Source organism: Sphingopyxis sp. LC363 (assembly GCF_000756385.1).
In the GTDB taxonomy this organism is placed as follows: Bacteria; Pseudomonadota; Alphaproteobacteria; order Sphingomonadales; family Sphingomonadaceae; genus Sphingopyxis.
In genome coordinates this window covers 118,252-137,702 of the sequence record NZ_JNFC01000067.1, presented here as the reverse complement: position 1 = coordinate 137,702, position 19,451 = coordinate 118,252, and the positions used below count along the sequence as shown (strand labels likewise).

The following is a 19,451-nucleotide window of genomic DNA, read 5'->3' as shown; positions in this document are numbered from 1 at the left end:
GCTCAGGCCTCGGCCTTCGCCTTTTCCCAATATTGGTCGCGGAGCAGGCGCTTGTAGAGCTTGCCCGTATCGTGGCGCGGCAGCGCTTCGAGGAAGTCGATGCGGCGCGGGATCTTCACCCCCGACAATTTCTCGCGGGCATAGGCGATCAGTTCGTCGCGCAATTCCTCGGTCGCGTCGGCCATATTCGCGGGCTGGATCACCGCGATCACTTCCTCGCCCATTTCGTCGTGCGGCCCGCCGACGACCGCGACGTCGGCGACCTTGGGGTGGGTGACGAGGTGGTTCTCGATCTCCTGCGGATAGATGTTCACGCCGCCCGAGATGATCATGAAGCTCTTGCGGTCGGTGAGGTAGAGGAAGCCATCTTCATCAACTTTGCCCACATCGCCCAAAGTCGACCAGCCCCGGGAGTTGCGGCTCGAAGCCGTCTTCTCATTATCCCCATGATATTCGAAGACATTTTCGCTTTCGAAGAAAACCGCGCCTTCCTCGTCGGGACCGAGCTCGGTCTCGTTGTCCTCGCCCATGATGTGCACGGTGCCGAGGATCGGGCGGCCGACGCTGCCCTTGTGCGTCAGCCAGTCGGGGCTGGAGATGAAGGTCATGCCATTGCCTTCGGACCCGGCATAATATTCGAAGAGCACCGGCCCCCACCAGTCGATCATCGCCTGCTTGACCGGCACCGGACACGGCGCCGCGGCGTGGATCGCGACCTTCAATGAGGATATGTCGTAGCGGGTGCGAACGTCGCCCGGCAGTTTGAGCATCCGCACGAAATGCGTCGGCACCCACTGGCTCGAATTCACGCGATATTTTTCGATGTGCGACAGCGCCGCCTCGGGATCGAATTTCTTCATCAGGACGACGGTGCCGCCGAGGCGGTGGATCGTCATCGACCAGCGCAAGGGTGCGGCGTGATAGAGCGGCGCGGGCGAGAGATAGATGCTGTCCGAATTGATCTGGAACACCGCCGACGCGAGCATGACGAGGCTGTTGACCGCGTCGATCGCCGGATCCTCGGGCAGCGGCACGCGCACGCCCTTGGGCCGCCCGGTGGTGCCCGACGAATAGAGCATATCGACCCCGGCGCGCTCGTCGGCAACGGGAGTCGCGGGCATCGCCGCGACGGCATCCTCCCAGCTTTCGTAACCGGGAATGTCGCCGCCCATCGCGAAACGCTTGATTCCGGTGGTGAGCTGCTGTGCCGCGGCGGCGAGGCTAGCCGACACGACGAGTATCTTCGCGCCCGAATTTTCGAGGATATAGTCGGTTTCGTCCTGCGTCAGCCGCGACGAGATGCACACATAGCGCAGCCCCGCGCGCTGCGCCCCCCAGGTGAGGCCATAATAATGCGGTGTGTTGTCAAGCATGAAGGCGACGACATCCTCATGCCCCAGCCCGTGTGAGCGAAAGAGCTGCGCGGCGCGGTTCGACGCCGCGTCGAGTTCGCCATAGCTGACCGCCTCGCCCGTCTCCGCGACGATGATCGCGGGCTTGTCGGGGTTGGCGCGGGCGTGGACTGAGGGGTGCATCGGGCATCATCTCCGGAATCACTGGTTTCTTTATGTCGAAGATGAGTAGCAACCTGAAACTTTTGGTCAAGCAAGCTGGGGCTCGTGACGTCAAGAAGGGCAAATCCGAACGGCACGTCGGTCAAATCGTCGATCCTCCCTGTGCCGGAGGCGTGGGGAGGTGGCAGCCTCGAAGAGGCTGACGGAGGGCCGGACGCGACGTTGCCGCCCCTCCGTCAGCGCTGCGCCGAAGGCGCAGTTTATCCTGAGCGCCTGCAAGGCAGTCGAAGGGCGCTGCCACCTCCCCATCGCTGCGCGAAAGGGAGGATTAATCGGGCCGCGAGCGCAGCGTATAGCCACGCCCTTTCACCGTGTGCAGCATCGGCCAGTCGAACCCGCGGTCGACCTTGGCGCGCAGCCGCGACATATGCACCTCGACCCGGTTGGTGCCAGGATCGAAATCGATCCGCCACACGGCACGGAGCAACGCATCGCGCGACACCGGGCGGTCGGGAACGCGCGCAAGATTGGCGAGCAGGTCGAACTCGCGCAGCGGCAGGCGGATGAGCCGCCCCGCGCGCTCGACGCGGCGGTCGATCAGGTCGATGCGAAGCTCGCCCTCGCCGAGTTGCCCCGCCGCGATGCGGCTGCGCCAGAGCAGGCCGGCGATGCGCGCGAGCAGCTCGGGGAGATTGTTCGTCCATCCGGCCGCATCGTCGGCGCCCGCGGACAGCGCCGTCATCCGGTCACCCAGCGCGTCGCGATCCGATACGACGAGCAGCGGCCGCCGTCCGGCGATCGATCGCGCCAGCCGGACAAATTCGGACGGTTCCTGCCAACCCAGAAACGGATTGACGAGAAGCAGGTCGAAACAGCTGTCGACCCAGGCGCGCAGCCCGTCGACATGCTGCGGGAGCAGTTGCACCGCAAGGCCGGCGGCACCGATCGCCGTCATCAGCGCATGGGCCCGATCCGGCTGCGGATGATAGACGGCGACGAGCAATTTCCTGTCGCCGGCCTCCGCAATCCCCGATGGTGCCATCCGTCTCCCCCGTCGTCGACGCAACATCTTGTCGCCCCGCCGCCCCGCCGGCATTGCACCGCCTTTCGGCTGTGCTAACCCATAGGCATGGCCTGTATCGAAATGCTTGACGGCGACTTCGCCACCCTGCCCGACCTTGTCCGTGCCCATGCCGCGGAGCGTCCCGATGCCGTAGCGGCTGCCGACCCGTTGCGGCGGCTGAGCTGGTCCGAACTGGATCAATTGACCGACCGAATCGCCGCGCGACTGCAACAGGATGGATTCGCGAAAGGCGACCGCACCGCCATTGCCGGGCTCAACAGCGTCGAGCAGATGGCGGTGATCCTCGGCACCTTGCGCGCAGGCGGCGTCGCGGGGCTCGTCACCAACAGCGCGACCGGCGAGCAGATGGCGGCGATGATCGCCGACACCGGCGCGCGCCACCTGTTCCTCGACAGCGCGGCAAAGGCGAGCCTCGAAGGCCATGTCATCACCGCGAGCGACCTGATCGCGATGGACGGCAGCGACGCGGGCACGCCGATCGATACCTGGCTCTCGCCCGCGGGCGTGAAGCCGATGCCGGTCGACATCCAGCCGGGCGACGGGTTCAACATCATCTATTCGTCGGGGACCACCGGAACGCCGAAGGGCATCGTCCACAGCCACGCGATGCGCTGGCAGCATATCATCCGCGGCGCCCCCGCCTATGGGCCCAATGCGGTGACGATCCTGTCGACGCCGCTCTATTCGAACACGACCATGGCGAGCTTCATGCCCACCGTCGGGTCGGGCGGGCAGGTCGTCCTGATGAAGAAATTCGACGCGCGCGGCTTCCTCGAACTGGCGGAGCGCGAACGCGCGACGAACACCATGCTCGTGCCGGTGCAATATCGCCGCATCATGGCACTCGACGATTTCGACCGCTTCGACCTCTCCAGCTTCGTGATGAAATATTGCACCTCGGCGCCCTTTCCCGCGGCGCTCAAGGCAGATGTGCTGAAACGCTGGCCCGGCGGGCTCGTCGAGATTTACGGCATGACCGAGGGCGGCGCGGCCTTCATCCTCGAGGCGCATCAATTCCCCGACAAGCTGCACACCGTCGGCAAGCCCGCGCCCGGGCATATCGCCAAGGTGATCGACGAGGACGGCAACGAATTGCCGCAAGGATCGGTCGGCGAAGTCGTCGGCCGCAGCCCCGCGATGATGACCGGATACAACAACCGCCCCGACGCGACCAAGGCGATGCACTGGTACGATGGCGAAGGAAATCTCTTCTATCGCCACGGCGACATCGGACGGATCGACGAAGACGGCTTTCTGACGCTGATGGACCGCGCGAAGGACATGATCATTTCGGGCGGCTTCAACATCTTCCCGAGCGATCTCGAGGCGATATTGATCGCCGACGATCGCGTGGTCGAGGCGGCGGTCGTCGGGATGCCAAGCGAGGAGTGGGGCGAAACGCCGGTGGCGTTCGTGGTGCTGAAACCCGGCGCCGATGCCGAAAGCGTGCGCGCCGATTGCAACGCCAAGGTCGGCAAAACGCAGCGGCTGAGCGCAATTACCCAAGTCGAGGAACTACCCCGCAGCCCGATCGGCAAGGTGCTGAAACGCGAACTGCGCGATGCCTACGCCGGGTGAAACGCGGGTGAGAAAGGTCTGAAAGCGACCGATAGTTGCCCATTGATCCTCCCTGTGGCGAAGCCATGGGGAGGTGGCAGCGCCCTTCGACTGCCTTGCAGGCGCTCAGGATAAACTGCGCCTTCGGCGCAGCGCTGACGGAGGGGCTATTGGCGCGAAGTTGCCGCCCCTCCACCATCGCCTACGGCGCCTCGCGGGAAGCAACGCGCCCCGCGCGTTGCTTTTACCCCGCTCGCTCCCCCTCCCCGTGCCTGCGGCATGGGGAGGATGTTTCTTTCCTCGTCATCCTCGTACGAGGCACGTGACTCGTACGACTTGATCCGGGGTCCATTCTAGCCAGCGCCAGAGGATGGATCCCCGATCAAGTCCGGGATGACGGAAGTGGGGAACGTCCGCTCACCACACCAAAACCACCGCGTACGCCCTCACAGCATATATTTCATCCTGATCGACTGGCGCATGTCGCCCGCGACCGCGAAGCTGGCCGATTTGAAGCTGGGCGGCCCGACGGTGATCGTCGGGTTGCGCGAAAAGCCGAAGCCTTCCTTCGGCAGGAAGATGGCAGTGTCGAGCTTGTTGTTGCTGTTCTCGTCATGCACGACCGCGATCGCATAGGTTCCGGCGGCGGGTGCATGGATGGCGAAATTTTCCGCGTCGGCCGCCTTCACCGCCATGCGCACCGAGCCCGCATCCTTGCTGCAATCGGGAAAGGCCCTGCGATTCGTGGTCAGGCAGACGAGGACCTGCCCCTTCGCGCTGCGCAGACCCGTGACGCTGACCTCAACCGTCGGCGGCGGCGGGCTCACGGCGGTCAGCAGCGCGGGCAAAAGAGCCAAGCCCGATATCCGTGCCGCACGCCTTGTCCCAAAAGCGGAAATAAAGGCCATAATTCCCCCGGTAAGCCGCATGATGCGCCTGATGGTGCGTTGCGGTTATCAGCCATTTCCCTGCGGGTCCATGAACAAGCGCGCGCGGAAACATCTCCCACCCCATATGGTTGCCGACCCCCATCACCGTCATGATCGCAAGCACGAGGCCGAGCATCGCGACGTGGATGGGGACCAGAAAGACGAGCCCCGGAATGACGATGGCACCGGTGATCGCCTCAAGCGGATGGAAGCTCATCGCCGCCCAGGCGGTGGGCGGGCGGCTCGCATGATGGACCGCATGCGCGGCGCGGAACAGCGCCGGGCGGTGCATCCAGCGGTGCGTCCAGTAAAACCAGCTATCGTGGAGCAGCAGATAGGCAAGCAGGCTGACGGGCAGATACCAGAGCGGAAAAGCGTGGACGTCGGTATAGATGCGCGTCCAGCCATGTTCCTGCCAGCCCCAGGCGACGATGCCCGCCGGAACCCCGTAAATGGCGGCGCTCGCGAGGCTCCAGCCAATCTCGCGCTTCATCTGCGGTTCGAGCCCGCGATACAGGCCGGGGTGCCTCCACTTCGTCGCGAAGGCGAAGGCGCCGCTGGTGATCAGATAGCGCACGCCGACGATCGCGGTCATCGCGAGCACGGAAAAAAGGATCGCCCAGCCGGTCATGGCGCAAGGCTAGCCGCTCGCCGCCGCGTTGCAATGGCTTTGCGCCCGCGCGTTCGGGTGGCTAAGGCGGAGGGATGGCGGGGCAGAACATCGATAGATGCGACATCGCGATCGTCGGCGGCGGGCTCGCCGGCGGCCTTGCGGCGCTCGCGCTCGCGGCGAAGCGGCCCGACCTCGACGTGCGGCTGGTCGAACCGGGACCGGTCGGCGGCAATCACATCTGGTCCTTTTTCGACAGCGACATCGCAAAGAAGGATCGCTGGCTCGTCGCGCCGCTCGTGCGCCATCACTGGCCGCGCTACGGCGTCCGCTTTCCCGGGCACGAGCGCAGGCTGCGCATGGGGTACAAGAGCATCACCGGCGAAGCGCTCGCCGAAGCGGTCGCGGCGGCGCTGCCCGAGGGGCACATCATCGCCGACAAGGCGAAGCATGTCGCGCCCGACCATCTGCTGCTGGCGCGCGGCGGGCGATTGTCGGCGAAGCATGTCATCGATGCACGCGGCGCGGGCAAATTTCCGGGGCTCGACTGCGGCTGGCAGAAATTCGTCGGACAGGCGCTGACGGTGAAGGGCGGGCATGGCGTCGACCATCCGGTCGTGATGGACGCGGCCGTCGAGCAGCTGGACGGCTATCGTTTCGTCTATCTGCTGCCCTTCGATGCCGAGACTGTGTTCGTCGAGGACACTTATTACGGCGACGACGCCGACCTCGATGTGGGGGCGGTGCGCGAACGCATCGCCGCCTATGCCGCGGCGCAAGGCTGGAAGGTCAAGGCGACCACGCGCGAGGAAAACGGCGTGCTGCCCGTGGTCGTCGCGGGCGATTTCGAGCGGCTGTGGCCGGCGTCCGACCGCACCGCGCGGATCGGCGTGCGCGCCGGCCTGTTCCACGCGACGACCGGCTATTCGCTGCCTGACGCGGTGCGCACCGCATCGGTGCTGCCCGCGCTCGTCGACCGGCCCGGCCTTGCCAGCGCGCTTCGGGGCCGCGCGGCGGCGGCGTGGCGGCGCCAGCGTTTCTACCGGATGCTCGGCGCGATGCTGTTCCGCGCGGCCGAGCCCGAGACGCGTTTCCGCGTCTTCGAGCGTTTCTATCGCCTGTCGCCGCGGCTGATCGCGCGCTTCTATGCGGGTCGCTCGACGACGGGCGACAAGCTGCGACTGCTCGCCGGCAAGCCGCCGGTTCCCGTCGGTCGCGCGGTTGCCGCGCTGGCGAAGTTCGACTGGCGATGACCCGCCGCGCGATCGTTATCGGCGCGGGGTTCGGCGGGCTCGCGCTCGCGATCCGGCTGCAATCGGCGGGCGTCGCGACGACGATCGTCGAGGCGCGCGACAAAGCCGGCGGGCGCGCCTATCACTGGCAGCGAGACGGTTTCACCTTCGATGCGGGGCCGACCGTCATCACCGACCCGCCGTGCCTCGAAGAACTCTGGGCACTCAGCGGGCAAAATATGGGGCAGGACGTCGAGCTCGTCCCCGTCACGCCCTTCTACCGCCTCAACTGGCCCGACGGCACGAATTTCGACTATTCGAACGACGAAGCGGCGCTGCGCGAGGAGATCGCGAAGCTCCATCCCGCCGATGTCGCCGGCTACGACCGCTTTCTCGAATATTCGAAGGGGGTGTATGAACAGGGCTATGTGAAGCTCGGCGCGGTCGCCTTTCTCGACTTCGCTTCGATGGTCCGGGCGGCGCCGGCGCTGATGAAATATCGGGCGTGGCGCAGCGTCTATGCGATCGTCTCCTCCTATGTGCGCGACGAGCGGCTGCGGCAGGCGCTCTCCTTCCATACGTTGCTCGTCGGCGGCAATCCGATGACGACGAGCGCCATCTACGCGCTGATCCACACGATCGAAAAGGAGGGCGGCGTCTGGTTCGCGCGCGGCGGCACCAATGCGCTGGTGCGCGGCATGGTGCGCCTGTTCGAGCGGCTGGGAGGGGTGCTGCGCCTCGACGATCCGGTGGCGAAAATCGACACGGCCAGCGACCGCGCGACCGGCGTGACGACGCAAAGCGGCTGGCAATGCGAGGCCGATATGGTCGCGACCAACGCCGACTTGATGCACAGCTACCGCGACTTGCTCGGCGGTCATCGGCGCGGGAAGAGGGCCGCAAAGAGCCTGGCGCGCAAACGCTGGTCGCCCTCGCTCTTCGTCGTCCATTTCGGGGTGAAGGGCAGCTATCCCGGCGTCGCGCACCACAGCATCTTGTTCGGGCCGCGCTACAAGGGGCTGCTCGACGACATTTACGGCGGCAAAGTGCCTGACGATTTCTCGCTCTATCTCCACCATCCGAGCGTCACCGACCCGGGCATGGCGCCTCCGGGGCACTCGACCTTCTATGCGCTCGCCCCCGTCGCGCATCTCGGCAAGGCGCGGGCCGACTGGGACGGCGACTTCGGCGCGCGATACGCCGACGCGATCCTCGACGAGGTCGAGCGCCGCGTCGCACCGGGCCTCTGCGCCAACCTCGTCACGCGCTTCCACTATACGCCCGCCGATTTCGGCCGCGACCTGTCGGCGCACCTCGGCAGCGCATTCAGTCTGGAACCGGTGCTGTGGCAAAGCGCCTGGTTCCGCGCGCATAATCGCGACGACGTGATTTCGAATCTTTACTTCGTCGGCGCGGGGACGCATCCGGGCGCGGGTATTCCGGGGGTGGTCGGCAGCGCCAAGGCGACCGCCCATTTGATGTTGGAAGATATATGAAGCGCTTTGCCGTCTATTGCGGGTCCGCGACCCCCGAAGATCCGATCTATATCGAAACCGCGCGCCACGTCGGGCGCACGCTGGCCGAGCGGGGGATCGGCGTCGTCTATGGCGGCGGCCGGCTCGGGCTGATGGGCGCGGTCGCCGACAGCGCATTGGAAGCCGGCGGCGAAGTGATCGGAATCATTCCCGACGCGCTCGTCGGCGCCGAAGTCGCGCATCGCGGCGTCACCGAACTCCATGTCGTCAGCGGCATGCACGAGCGCAAGAAGATGTTCACCGACCTCTCCGACGGCTTCCTTACCATCCCCGGCGGCGTCGGCACGATGGATGAGCTGTGGGAAGCGATCAGCTGGGCGCAGCTCGGCTATCATGCGAAGCCCGTCGGGCTGCTCAACGCCGCGGGCTTCTATAACGACCTGATCGCGTTCAACCGCCATATGATCGAGGTCGGCTTCATCCGCCCCGCGCACGCCGGGATCATGATCGTCGACGCCGGGCTCGACGAGCTGCTGGACAAAATGGCGGCCTATGTGCCGCACAAGACGATCTTCGCGATGAAGGCCGAAAACCTCTGATGACCGAGGAGGGGGTCTATGACGCACACGCCCTCCACGGTTTCGCGCACGACAGCATCGCGCGCGGATCGAAAAGCTTTGCCCTGGCGAGCCAGCTGTTCGACCGGATCACGCGCGAGCGCGTGTGGCTGCTCTATGCCTGGTGCCGCGCCGCCGACGATCTGACCGACGGACAGGATCATGGCGGCACGATGAAGCCGGACCACGACCCCGCCGCCGCCGTCGCGCATATCCGCGCGCAGACCGACAAGGCCTTTGCCGGCGAGCCGACCGGCGAGGCCGCCTTCGACGCGCTCGGCTTCCTGCTCACCGAGGTCGCCATCCCGCGCGCGGTGATCGAGGACATCATCGCGGGGTTCGAGCTCGACGCAAAGGACTGGCGCCCGCGCAGCGAGGACGACCTGCTGCGCTACGCCTATCATGTCGCGGGCGCGGTGGGGGTCGCGATGGCGCTGGTCATGGGGATCGACGCGCAAGACGAAACGACGCTCGATCGCGCCTCCGACCTCGGCATCGCTTTCCAGCTCGCCAATATCGCGCGCGACGTCGCCGAGGATGCCGCCGCCGACCGCTGTTATCTGCCCGTCGAATGGATGGTCGAACTCGACATCCCGCCGGGGCAGCACATGCACCCGGCCTTTCGCCCACGCCTGTCGGTGATGGCCAAATGGCTCGCCGAGATGGCCGGGGAATATGAGGCGTCGGGGCGCTGGGGCGCACGCAAGCTGCCCCCGCGCAGTCGCTGGGCGGTGCTCGCGGCCGCGGGAATCTATGGCGACATCGCGCGCGAGGTACGGCGCCGCGGCGACCATGCGTGGGATCATCGCGCGGCATCGAGCCTGCTCGCCAAGCTCGGCTGGATCGCGCGCGCCGGCTGGTCGGTGCTGCGCCGGCCGCCGCAGCGGCGGATCAGCCGCGAAGGGCTGTGGATGCGTCCGCGCCGCGAACCGTCGGCATGAGCCCGATCGAGGGGCTCGCGGCGGCGCTGGTCCTCGTCAACGTCGCGCTCGTCGCGCTGCGGAGCGTATGGAACTATCCCTTCGCGCTCGTCGCGGTGACGCTCTACGCCTTCGTCTTCTTCGAAGCGAAGCTGTACAGCGACATGGTGCTCCAAGGCTTTTTCTTCGCGCTCAACCTTTACGGCTGGGCGGCGTGGACGCGTGCGCGCGACGAGAGCGGCGTGCCAGTACGCTGGATGACCGGCCGCGCCCGCCGGGGCTGGGCGCTGGCGACGATCGCCGCCTGGGCCGGTTGGAGCTTTGCGATGGACCGATATACCGACGCCGTCGCGCCATGGATCGACGGCGCGATCGCAATGCTCAGCATCACCGCGCAATGGCTGCTCGCGCGGCGCCGCGTCGAAAGCTGGTTCCTCTGGATCCTCGTCGATCTGATCGCCATTCCGCTCTTCGCCTCGCGCGGTCTCTACGCGACGAGCGCGGTTTATGTCGTGCTGCTCGGTCTGTCGATCGACGGGCTGATCCAGTGGCGCCGCGCCGCGCGACGGGCCGGGTAGCGCTGTGACGCGCCATATCTGCCTCCACGGCGCCGAAAGCACCGGCAAATCGACTCTCGCCCCGCGTCTCGCCTTGCGGCTCGGCGGCCTGGTCGTCCCCGAATATGGCCGCACCTACGCCGAAGCCAACGGCATCGACCTCGACGAGGTCGACCTGCTCGCGATCTTCGACGGGCATCGCGCGGCAACCGAGGCCGCGCTCGCGCAAAAGCCCGAATGGCTGATATCGGACACCGATCCGCTGATGACGCAAGCGTGGGCGATCATGCTGCTCGGCCGCCGCCTGCCCGAAATCGACCTGTGGGACGCGGTCGCCGATCTCTATCTCGTCCCCGCGATGGACCTGCCCTGGCAAGAGGATGGCACGCGCCTGTTCGGCAGCGTCCTGGCGCGCGCGCAATTCATGGAGGTCGCGATCGGCGAACTCGACCGGCGCCGGCTTCGATGGGCGTGGGTCGAGGGCGAAGGCGATGCGCGGGTCGAGAGTGCGCTGGCGGCGATCGAGGCGGCCGGGCTGGGCTAGCCGCTATCGTCATTGTCGCAGCCGCGCCGCACGGCTAAAGCAACGCGCGTGACCGCGCTTTCCCTCCGCATCGCCGCTTTCGCCGACCGCCGGCCAAAGCTCCTCGCCCTGTTGCTGGGTGCCGTTTCGGCGACGGGATTTGCGCCGCTCCACCTCTGGCCGCTCTCTCTGCTCGCGATCGCGGGCTGGATGGCGCTGGTCGCGCGCAGCTCCAAAGGTTCGCGCGCGCTCGGCATCGGCTGGGCGTTCGGCGTCGGTCATTTCGTCGCCGGGCTGAACTGGATCGCGACCGCTTTCACCTATCAGGCGGCGATGCCCGCGTGGCTGGGCTGGTTCGCAGTCGTGCTGCTGTCGCTTTATCTGGCGGTCTATCCGGCACTGACAGCCTGGGGCGCGTGGCTGGCGAAGCCGAGGGGCGATACGCATTTTGCCGCACCGTCCTATCTGCTGGCGTTCGGCGGGCTCTGGATTCTCACCGAGTGGCTGCGCAGCTGGATTTTTACCGGCTTCGCGTGGAATCCGATGGGGGTGATCACCGTCCCGCACGCTGCCATGCCCGCGCGCTGGATCGGGACCTATGGCATGAGCGGGATCGTCTTCCTGCTCGCGGGGGTCCTGATACTGGCGTGGTTTCGCCGCCGCGTCGCCGCCACCGCGCTATTCGGCAGCCTGCTGCTTTTCTGGGGCGCAGCCTTCGTTTCGCAAATGGGCAGCAGCGCCGACGCCGCCGTCCGATCCAAGGGCATCGCCCGGATACCCATCACCGTCGTCCAGCCCAATGTCGGACAGGAGGACAAGTGGGAAGGCAGCAAGGCCGACGCCAATTTCGCCAAGCTCGCGCGGCTGACGACGCAGAAGGACGACAGACCGCGGCTGATCCTGTGGCCCGAAGCGGCCGTCCCCGACTATCTCGAACGCGGCTATCCGTCGGTCTATTACGACCGTTCGCCTGCCGAAGCGCGCGCGCGGATCGTTCGGTTGATGAACCCGAACGACATCATGCTGCTCGGCGCGCTCAAGCTCGAACTCGACAAGGCGGGCGATGTCGTCGGCGCGCGCAATGCGGTGATGACGTTGCACGCCGACGGCACGCTGGGCCCGCGTTACGACAAGGCGCATCTGGTGCCCTATGGCGAATATCTGCCGATGCGCCCGATCCTGTCGGCGATCGGCCTGTCGCGGCTTGCGCCCGGCGACATCGATTTCTGGCCGGGGCCCGGCCCGCGCACGCTCGATCTCGGCGCCTTCGGCCGCGCGGGGCTGCAGATCTGCTACGAGATCATCTTTTCGGGCCAGGTCGTCGACCGCGACCATCGCCCCGACTTCATCTTCAATCCGTCGAACGACGCCTGGTTCGGCAGCTGGGGCCCGCCGCAGCATCTCGCACAGGCGCGGCTGCGCGCGGTCGAGGAAGGCCTGCCGGTGATCCGCGCGACACCCACCGGGATCAGCGCGGTGATCGACGCCGATGGCCGCATTGTCGAATCGCTGCCGATGCACAAGGCGGGGCGTATCGATACGACGGTGCCGCCCGCGCGCCCGCTGACGCTCTTTGCGCGCTTCGGCAACGCTCTGCCGGTCGGTTTCGCGCTGCTGTTGCTCGCGCTGGCCATTGCGTTCCGGCGCTCGGGACGCTAACAGCGCGCGGACATAAAGCATCCTTTATATTCGATTTCGAGAAGGCTTTCCCATGCGCAACAGCTTCCTTTTCACCTCCGAAAGCGTTTCGGAGGGCCATCCCGACAAGGTCGCCGACCAGATTTCGGATTCGATCGTCGACCTGTTCCTGTCGAAGGATCCCGAGGCGCGCGTGGCGTGCGAAACGCTGACGACGACGCAGCTCGTCGTGCTCGCGGGCGAGATCCGCTGCAAGGGCGTGTTCGAGGATGACGCATGGGCACCGGGCGCGCTCGACGAGATCGAGGCGACCGTGCGCAACACGGTACGCGAGATCGGCTATGAGCAGTCGGGCTTCCACTGGCAGAGCTTCCGCTTCGAGAATAATCTCCATGGCCAGTCGGCACATATCGCGCAGGGCGTCGACGAAAGCGGCGACAAGGACGAGGGCGCGGGCGACCAAGGGATCATGTTCGGCTATGCGTCGGACGAAACCCCCGACCTGATGCCCGCGACGCTCGATTACAGCCACAAGATCCTCGAGCGCATGGCCGCCGATCGCAAGGCGGGCACCGCGCCCTTCCTCGAACCCGACACCAAGAGCCAGGTCACGCTGCGCTACGCCAACGAGCGCCCGGTCGAGGCGACGGCGATCGTCGTATCGACGCAGCACGCGCCGGGCTATTATTTCCACAACGGCGAAGGCGACGAGGCGAAATATAGCGAGCTTCGCAAATATGTGCTCGGCGTGATCGCCGACGTGATGCCCGCCGAGCTGCTCACCGCGAACACCGTCTATCACATCAACCCGACCGGCCGCTTCGAGATCGGCGGGCCCGACGGCGACGCGGGGCTGACCGGGCGCAAGATCATCGTCGACACCTATGGCGGCGCCAGCCCGCACGGCGGCGGCGCGTTCAGCGGCAAGGACCCGACGAAGGTCGACCGTTCGGCCGCCTATATCACGCGCTATCTGGCGAAGAATATCGTCGCCGCGGGCCTCGCGCGCCGCTGCACGATCCAGCTTTCCTATGCGATCGGCGTCGCCGAGCCGCTGTCGATCTATGTCGACCTGCACGGCACCGGCACGGTCGAGGAAGGCCGCATCGAAGCTGTTCTTCCACAGCTCGTGCGCCTGACGCCCAAGGGCATCCGCACACATTTGGGGCTCAACAAGCCGATCTATCGGCAGACCGCGGCCTATGGCCACTTCGGCCGCACCGCCGAGGGCGACGCCTTCCCGTGGGAGCGCACCGACCTCGTCGACAAGCTCAAGGCGGCGCTCGCCGCCTGACGCGGGTAGCGGGGGCGCTTGCCGCCCCCGCCTCGCCGCGCTAACGGGCGCGGCATGACTGCGCACAAACCCGGCGATCCGACGACCCTCAACCGCCTTTACGGCCGTTCGAAGGGCAAGCCGCTGCGCGCGGGGCAGCAGGATCTGGTCGATACGCTGTTGCCGCAGATCGCGGTGCCCGAAGTTGGCGAAGTTTCCGCGGAGCGTCTGTTCGGGCAGGCATGTCCGTTGCATTTTGAAATTGGTTTTGGCGGCGGCGAGCATATGGCGGGGCGCGCCGACATGCTGCCCGATCATGGCTTCATCGGCGCCGAGCCCTTCATCAACGGCGTGGCGCAGGCGCTGGTCCATGTCGCGGGCGATCATGGCGCAAGGCTGCCGCTCGGCAACGTCCGCATCCATCATGGCGATGCGCTCGAAGTGCTGCGGCGGATCCCCGACGGCGCGTTGTCCTTCGCCTATCTGCTCCACCCCGACCCCTGGCCCAAGGCGCGCCACGCGAAGCGGCGGATGATGAACGACGGCCCGCTCGACCTGATCGCGGCGAAGCTCAAGCCCGGCGGCGAGTTCCGCTTCGGCACCGACCATCCGATCTATCTGCAGCACGCGTTGATGGTGATGCGCCGCCACCGCCACCAGTATGAATGGCTGGCGCAGGGCGCGCGCGATTTCCAGCAGCGCCCCGGCGGCTGGCCCGAAACGCGCTACGAAGCCAAGGCGCGCGCGCAGGGGCATGAGGTCTGGTATTTTCGCTGGAGGCGTATATAGGAGTGCTATAGGGTTGAAAAGGCTAGTTTTTTATAGCCACTCCCTATGCTATCTTTTCCCCAATTACGCGGCAATTTCCGCCACGGTGATTGCCGGGTGATTGCTGGAAACGCCGTATTGGGAGACCAATTTATGGCAAGCGGAAAGATCACAAAACGGTCGGTCGATGCTCTCATTTCGAGCGGGCAACATGACATTCTTTGGGATGATAGCATAAAGGGTTTTGGCGCAAAGCGAACCAAAGCTGGCGCCGTGTCTTACGTGTTGCAATTCCGAATGGGCGGTCGCGAATCTAAGACGCGTCGCTACACGATAGGCAGCCATGGCTCGCCATGGACGCCAGCCACCGCCAGAGCCGAAGCGGAGCGACTGGCTATTCTGATCGCCCAGGGAATCGATCCAGGCGAAGCAGAGCGGCAACGACGGCGAGAGTCGGTCGATCTAGCCTTCGATAATTACTCTGATCGCTTCGCTGAGGCCTGCGTTGGAGAAGGCTGGAGGCGCCTCGTCAAGCGCAGCCTCGAGCTGCATGTAAAGCCGGTCTTGGGATCAAAGCCCCTTCCCAATCTTACGCGAATCGACATCGTTGCCGTCTTCGACCGCATGCCGCGCGCGCAGATCGCAAATATCCGTAACGTCTTCGCTGTTTTGCGCCGCCTTTTGCGCTGGGCCGTCAGCCGGGGAGATATCGATCGGAGTCCGATGGAAGGCATGGAAACCCCGCCCCCGGTCAAACCTCGCGATCGCTGGCTTTCAGACGAGGAGCTTGGCCGCATCTGGATGGCGGCGCCAAACACGCATTCCTGTTTCGGACCCATCATCCGCCTTCTGATCGTCACCGGTCAGCGACGAGAGGAGGTTTCGTCGCTGCGTTGGGAGGAACTCAACCGTAAAGATCTCCTATGGACCCTGCCCGGCGAACGGGCAAAGAATGGCGAGCCCAACCGAATTCCGCTCAACGAACTTGCAGTTGCGATCCTCGACGAGGTTGCCGGGTCGGCTATCTGGCCGCGTAGCGGCAGGATGTTCACGACCTCCAGGGGCGGAAGGTTCACCGGATATAGCAAAGGCAAGATCAAGCTCGACCTGCTTATGTCGCAAGACGGCCGCGAACCGTTACCGGACTGGCGACTGCATGACTTGAGACGAACTCTTGCAACCGGGTTTCAACGGCTAGGCGTTCGATTTGAAGTGACCGAAGCTGTGCTCAATCACGTCGGAGGTTCCCGCGCGGGCGTCGCCGGTATCTACCAGCGCCACGACTGGAAGGACGAGAAGCGCGAAGCAATGAAGAGTTGGAACGATCATCTGGCGGCGATCATTCGTTTGGCGAATATGGCGCGTGATCGCGCATGGTAAGCGCTTATAAAAAGACTTGCTGTCCACGATCGATTGCGCCGAACAAAATATGCAGAGTGAATCTGTCGATTTCCGTTGCGAACAGCTCTTGCAGCCGGATCCGTTCGCCAACGACTGACTCTTGCGTTCTTGCTGAATCAAGGGGGATATTCGCGGCGTGCGTAGCAGCGCCAAAGTTGGAGACAATTCGAGTGAACAAGAAGGATGAAATTTACGATCTTCTCGTTAGCCGAATGGTTGGCGCGCAATATAATTTTGGCCAGCGGCTGTCGGTCAAGGATCTTGTGAGCGATACCGGAGCGAGCCGCCAGCCGATCATGGCCGCGCTCAACCGTTTGAGTTCGGAAGGATTTGTTCGCATAATTCCGCAGGTCGGTTGCGAGGTGATAAATCCAAGCTATGACCAGATCGCAGATTTCTATATCATGTTTGAAAGGCTCGAGGGACTGCTGACGGAACTGGCGGCAGCGCGTCGGACCGATTCGCAAACGCGCGATTTGCGCGCGCTGCAAGCACGTATTCTCACGATCGACTTTGACGAGCCGCGCAGCGCGGTAATTTATTGCGAACTCAACCGTGCCTTCCATCAGCTCATCCACGATATGGCTCAGTCGCCCTTTCTCGACGCGCGGCAGAACAGCAATTTTGACATGTCTGATTTCTTCATCAACCAAGCCGGTGGTTTCAATCATTTCATGGCCGATACCGCACGTGAACATGATGAAATCATTGAGGCGATCGCTTCCAAATCTCCTGCCCGCGCGCGCGGGCTGGCAGAATCACACATCGGCGCGGTCGCCTCGTCGGCGTTGGCGGGCCTGCGAAAACATCGCGCCGCCGCCTAACTAATATTCATGAGAGCATGGTGAGGAAGGGCATGATCGGAGGCTCCATCGTCGCTCGGTGCGGTCGATGAGGATCACCCTATTACTCCTCTTGTCTTTAGCCCCACTACTTCTAAGTCGCCCAGTCCGAGCTCTCTCCGCAGAACGGAATCAGTATTCTCGCCCAAGAGCGGTGGTGGTGTGGAGGCAACCGCGCGCTCGCCATCGACTTTGATGGGGCTGGCTATGCCTGGAAGATCACCCAATTCCTTGTGGTTGAGCGAAATCTTCATTCCACGGTGCAGAACATGAGCGTCCTTAAAGACGTCCGAAATTTCATTGATCGGACCAGCCGGGACATCGGCGGCGTCGAGCCGTTCTATCCATGAAGCTGCGCCCGCGCCTACAAAGATCGGCGCCAACTCATCTTCCAGCGCCTGTTTGTTTCCGGCCCGCGAACCATTGGTGCCAAAGCGTGGGTCGTCAGCAAGGTCACTCCGCCCAATTGCGTCGCACAGCCGACGAAACTGAGAGTCGTTCCCGATTGCGAGATTGATCCCGCGGTCGGCTGTCGGGAAAGACTGGTATGGCACGATGTTGGGGTGAGCGTTGCCATAACGGGGCGGATTCTCCCCCGTGGCGAAAAAGTTAAAGGCTTGATTTGCAAGGGTGGCAACGGTGACATCGAGCAACGACACGTCGAGATGAGCGCCCTCGCCGGTATTTCCCCGCCGGACAAGAGCTGCCAGGATCGCGATCGCCGAGTAGAGACCCGTCATGATGTCAGACAGGGCAACGCCCGTCTTCATCGGGCCACTTTCCTGCGAACCCGTGACGCTCATTAATCCGCCCATGCCCTGCGCGATAAAATCATAACCGGGCCGGCCGCTATAGGGGCCGTCTTGGCCAAAGCCCGTCACGGAACAATAGACCAGGGCCGGGTTGGCCTCTCGCAGCCTCGCAGCGTCGAGCCCGTAGCGCTTGAGCGTCCCGACTTTGAAATTCTCAACGACAACGTCGCAACCGGCCGCCAAATCTCGAATAATCTGCTGTCCCTCGGCGTCGGTGAAATCGACGGCAATCGCTTCCTTTCCCCGATTTGCGCACAGATAATAGGCAGACGTTGCCTCTCCGCCGGCATAAAGCCAAGGCGGCCCCCAACGACGCGTGTCGTCCCCTTCGAGCGGGCGTTCGACCTTGATAACTGTGGCGCCCAAATCGGCCATGAGCTGCGTTGCCCAAGGTCCAGCAAGGACCCGACTGAGGTCAAGAATCCGAATTCCTTCTAACATTCGGGTCATGGTGCCCCTCCAGCGAGCGCCACCTTATGCGCTTCCTTATTGCATTTAGAAAAATGTGATGCACTATGTGCAACGCGATGACGCAGATCGGATCATGGTTCAAGCCAAATTTTGCGAGCCAGAAGAAGCGCAGGGCGGCGCACCAGATCGGCAAACTGACCAAAAGGGGCATCCATTGACGCATCGATTTCCAATATTTCAGCGAGCCTGGGGTTCTGCTGGCTTATTGCTTTGTGCAGCCTCGCTTTTTTGGGCCCTCAACCCCATTGTTGCGCGCGCAGTTCACCACCTCGTTACCCCCCTCGGCATGGCCTTTTGGCGATGGGTCGTAGCAATGGGGGTAGGCTTACTTTTCGCTTGGCCGCATCTTGTCGCGGATCGTCGCGCAATTCTGCAGAATTGGAAAATGCTGTCGTTTCTCGGAACGCTTGGGATCGGAGCGTTCGCCCTCGTGGTTTATTGGGGCCTTCAATATACAACGGCGACGAATAACCTGATGATGCAGGGCGCCATGCCTTCGATGATACTCCTGCTTTCGACAGTGATCTTTCGAGACCGAATTACGATCGGTCAGTTGGCAGGCACGCTCGTATCACTGGCCGGTTTGCTCGTCATCGTCGCGCAAGGAAGCCTAGCCAATATTCTGGCCATGACGTTCAACCGCGGAGATGCCGCCGCCCTTTTCGGCGTTTTTCTCTACTCGCTCTACTCGACCCTTTTGCGGAAGAAACCCGCCATACATCAGCTCAGCTTTCTCGTAACGCTGTTCGCGGTCGGGGCCGCAAGCATTGCCATCCCGTATCTTCTGGAGATTGCGCACGGCCATTATATGGCGGCGAGGATTGAGGTTCCGCTCGCCATCCTTTATGTCGGAATTTTCCCTTCGCTCCTTGCATATTTCTTTTTCAACCGTTCAGTGGATTTGATCGGTGTCGCTCGCGCGAGTATCTATATGAATCTGCCCCCAGTCTTTGGGGTTGCGCTTGCAATTCTCCTGCTTGGAGAACATCTCGCTCCCTTTCACATTGCGGGCGCGGCACTTGTCGGTGCAGGGGTGTTCATGGCGACACGCCGCGAGGACGAGCCGCCAGCAGCAGGCCGCGTCGAAACTGTGGCCGTCGAGGCTGCATCCTCGCCGCGCTAATTTTCACGTTCGATTTGCCGGCGGACACTGGCACACGGCAGGAGAGCGGATACGCGCGAATGGCTGGCAACAGGGCGCAATCTGCCATTGCATAGGAATGCCGCG

Annotated in this window: 18 protein-coding genes; 13 read left to right on the top strand and 5 right to left on the bottom strand. The window is 64.1% G+C overall.

The window, feature by feature from the left end:
• Window positions 1–2: 2 nt before the first annotated feature.
• Window positions 3–1,535 carry an acyl-CoA synthetase gene (locus FG95_RS18400; RefSeq protein WP_037557668.1) on the bottom strand — a complete coding sequence of 511 codons (1,533 nt, stop codon included), beginning with the start codon at window positions 1,533–1,535 and terminating at the stop codon, window positions 3–5.
• Between the two features lie 307 nt (window positions 1,536–1,842).
• Entirely contained in the window at window positions 1,843–2,556 is a 714-nt protein-coding gene (locus tag FG95_RS21190; RefSeq protein WP_052182503.1) for a response regulator transcription factor, read from the bottom strand.
• Between the two features lie 87 nt (window positions 2,557–2,643).
• On the opposite strand from FG95_RS21190, the gene FG95_RS18390 reads away from it, so the two are divergent.
• Window positions 2,644–4,176 carry a class I adenylate-forming enzyme family protein gene (locus tag FG95_RS18390; RefSeq protein WP_037557667.1) on the top strand — a complete coding sequence of 511 codons (1,533 nt, stop codon included), beginning with the start codon at window positions 2,644–2,646 and terminating at the stop codon, window positions 4,174–4,176.
• Between the two features lie 425 nt (window positions 4,177–4,601).
• Here the strand turns inward: FG95_RS18390 and FG95_RS18385 are convergent, their stop codons facing one another.
• Both FG95_RS18385 and FG95_RS18380 read right to left on the bottom strand, forming a co-directional pair.
• Window positions 4,602–5,012 (bottom strand): DUF2141 domain-containing protein, encoded by a 411-nt coding sequence (locus tag FG95_RS18385; RefSeq protein WP_313911518.1) that lies wholly within the window; start codon window positions 5,010–5,012, stop codon window positions 4,602–4,604.
• Complete coding sequence (locus FG95_RS18380; RefSeq protein ID WP_037557666.1) at window positions 4,957–5,715, bottom strand: sterol desaturase family protein; 759 nt, start codon at window positions 5,713–5,715, stop codon at window positions 4,957–4,959. The genes FG95_RS18385 and FG95_RS18380 overlap by 56 nt, the downstream gene beginning before the upstream one ends.
• A gap of 74 nt (window positions 5,716–5,789) precedes the next feature.
• Between FG95_RS18380 and crtY the strand changes: the two genes are divergently transcribed.
• From crtY to FG95_RS18325, 11 genes are all read left to right on the top strand, one after another.
• Window positions 5,790–6,947, top strand: coding sequence for a lycopene beta-cyclase CrtY (gene crtY, locus FG95_RS18375; protein WP_037557665.1), 1,158 nt, complete (start codon window positions 5,790–5,792; stop codon window positions 6,945–6,947).
• Entirely contained in the window at window positions 6,944–8,422 is a 1,479-nt protein-coding gene (locus FG95_RS18370; protein WP_037557664.1) for a phytoene desaturase, read from the top strand. Before crtY ends, FG95_RS18370 begins: the two co-directional genes overlap by 4 nt.
• Window positions 8,419–9,000, top strand: coding sequence for a TIGR00730 family Rossman fold protein (locus FG95_RS18365; protein WP_037557663.1), 582 nt, complete (start codon window positions 8,419–8,421; stop codon window positions 8,998–9,000). The genes FG95_RS18370 and FG95_RS18365 overlap by 4 nt, the downstream gene beginning before the upstream one ends.
• Entirely contained in the window at window positions 9,000–9,959 is a 960-nt protein-coding gene (locus FG95_RS18360) for a phytoene/squalene synthase family protein (RefSeq protein ID WP_037557662.1), read from the top strand. The genes FG95_RS18365 and FG95_RS18360 overlap by 1 nt, the downstream gene beginning before the upstream one ends.
• Window positions 9,956–10,516: a nicotinamide riboside transporter PnuC gene (pnuC, locus tag FG95_RS18355; protein WP_037557728.1), complete on the top strand. Its 561-nt coding sequence runs from the start codon at window positions 9,956–9,958 to the stop codon at window positions 10,514–10,516. The genes FG95_RS18360 and pnuC overlap by 4 nt, the downstream gene beginning before the upstream one ends.
• Window positions 10,517–10,520: 4 nt before the next feature.
• A complete protein-coding gene (locus FG95_RS18350) occupies window positions 10,521–11,039 on the top strand; it encodes an AAA family ATPase (RefSeq protein WP_037557661.1) in 519 nt (172 codons plus the stop codon).
• Window positions 11,040–11,087: 48 nt separating this feature from the next.
• Window positions 11,088–12,677, top strand: coding sequence for an apolipoprotein N-acyltransferase (gene lnt / locus FG95_RS18345; RefSeq protein ID WP_200880221.1), 1,590 nt, complete (start codon window positions 11,088–11,090; stop codon window positions 12,675–12,677).
• Between the two features lie 52 nt (window positions 12,678–12,729).
• The gene (gene metK / locus FG95_RS18340) at window positions 12,730–13,950 is read left to right on the top strand and encodes a methionine adenosyltransferase (RefSeq protein WP_037557660.1); all 1,221 of its coding nucleotides are present in this window, start codon (window positions 12,730–12,732) and stop codon (window positions 13,948–13,950) included.
• Window positions 13,951–14,004: 54 nt separating this feature from the next.
• Window positions 14,005–14,718, top strand: a complete 714-nt coding sequence (gene trmB / locus FG95_RS18335; RefSeq protein ID WP_037557659.1) for a tRNA (guanine(46)-N(7))-methyltransferase TrmB — start codon at window positions 14,005–14,007, stop codon at window positions 14,716–14,718.
• A 45-nt stretch (window positions 14,719–14,763) separates the two neighbouring features.
• Window positions 14,764–16,077, top strand: coding sequence for a tyrosine-type recombinase/integrase (locus FG95_RS18330; RefSeq protein WP_231729164.1), 1,314 nt, complete (start codon window positions 14,764–14,766; stop codon window positions 16,075–16,077).
• A 191-nt stretch (window positions 16,078–16,268) separates the two neighbouring features.
• A complete protein-coding gene (locus tag FG95_RS18325; protein WP_161786582.1) occupies window positions 16,269–16,922 on the top strand; it encodes a GntR family transcriptional regulator in 654 nt (217 codons plus the stop codon).
• A gap of 74 nt (window positions 16,923–16,996) precedes the next feature.
• Here the strand turns inward: FG95_RS18325 and FG95_RS18320 are convergent, their stop codons facing one another.
• Complete coding sequence (locus FG95_RS18320; RefSeq protein ID WP_037557658.1) at window positions 16,997–18,202, bottom strand: CaiB/BaiF CoA transferase family protein; 1,206 nt, start codon at window positions 18,200–18,202, stop codon at window positions 16,997–16,999.
• A 58-nt stretch (window positions 18,203–18,260) separates the two neighbouring features.
• On the opposite strand from FG95_RS18320, the gene FG95_RS18315 reads away from it, so the two are divergent.
• A complete protein-coding gene (locus FG95_RS18315; protein ID WP_235211618.1) occupies window positions 18,261–19,346 on the top strand; it encodes a DMT family transporter in 1,086 nt (361 codons plus the stop codon).
• Window positions 19,347–19,451: the final 105 nt, after the last annotated feature.

Excerpts from the sequence above, each read along its gene's own strand:
- FG95_RS18315 (WP_235211618.1), top strand. The coding sequence starts at position 18,261 with ATGCACTATGTGCAACGCGATGACGCAGATCGGATCATGGTTCAAGCC.
- metK (WP_037557660.1), top strand. The coding sequence starts at position 12,730 with ATGCGCAACAGCTTCCTTTTCACCTCCGAAAGCGTTTCGGAGGGCCAT.
- FG95_RS18370 (WP_037557664.1), top strand. The coding sequence starts at position 6,944 with ATGACCCGCCGCGCGATCGTTATCGGCGCGGGGTTCGGCGGGCTCGCG.
- FG95_RS18400 (WP_037557668.1), bottom strand. The coding sequence starts at position 1,535 with ATGCACCCCTCAGTCCACGCCCGCGCCAACCCCGACAAGCCCGCGATC.
- FG95_RS18320 (WP_037557658.1), bottom strand. The coding sequence starts at position 18,202 with ATGACCCGAATGTTAGAAGGAATTCGGATTCTTGACCTCAGTCGGGTC.
- trmB (WP_037557659.1), top strand. The coding sequence starts at position 14,005 with ATGACTGCGCACAAACCCGGCGATCCGACGACCCTCAACCGCCTTTAC.
- FG95_RS21190 (WP_052182503.1), bottom strand. The coding sequence starts at position 2,556 with ATGGCACCATCGGGGATTGCGGAGGCCGGCGACAGGAAATTGCTCGTC.
- FG95_RS18330 (WP_231729164.1), top strand. The coding sequence starts at position 14,764 with ATGCTATCTTTTCCCCAATTACGCGGCAATTTCCGCCACGGTGATTGC.
- FG95_RS18360 (WP_037557662.1), top strand. The coding sequence starts at position 9,000 with ATGACCGAGGAGGGGGTCTATGACGCACACGCCCTCCACGGTTTCGCG.
- FG95_RS18380 (WP_037557666.1), bottom strand. The coding sequence starts at position 5,715 with ATGACCGGCTGGGCGATCCTTTTTTCCGTGCTCGCGATGACCGCGATC.
- pnuC (WP_037557728.1), top strand. The coding sequence starts at position 9,956 with ATGAGCCCGATCGAGGGGCTCGCGGCGGCGCTGGTCCTCGTCAACGTC.
- FG95_RS18365 (WP_037557663.1), top strand. The coding sequence starts at position 8,419 with ATGAAGCGCTTTGCCGTCTATTGCGGGTCCGCGACCCCCGAAGATCCG.
- crtY (WP_037557665.1), top strand. The coding sequence starts at position 5,790 with ATGGCGGGGCAGAACATCGATAGATGCGACATCGCGATCGTCGGCGGC.
- FG95_RS18390 (WP_037557667.1), top strand. The coding sequence starts at position 2,644 with ATGGCCTGTATCGAAATGCTTGACGGCGACTTCGCCACCCTGCCCGAC.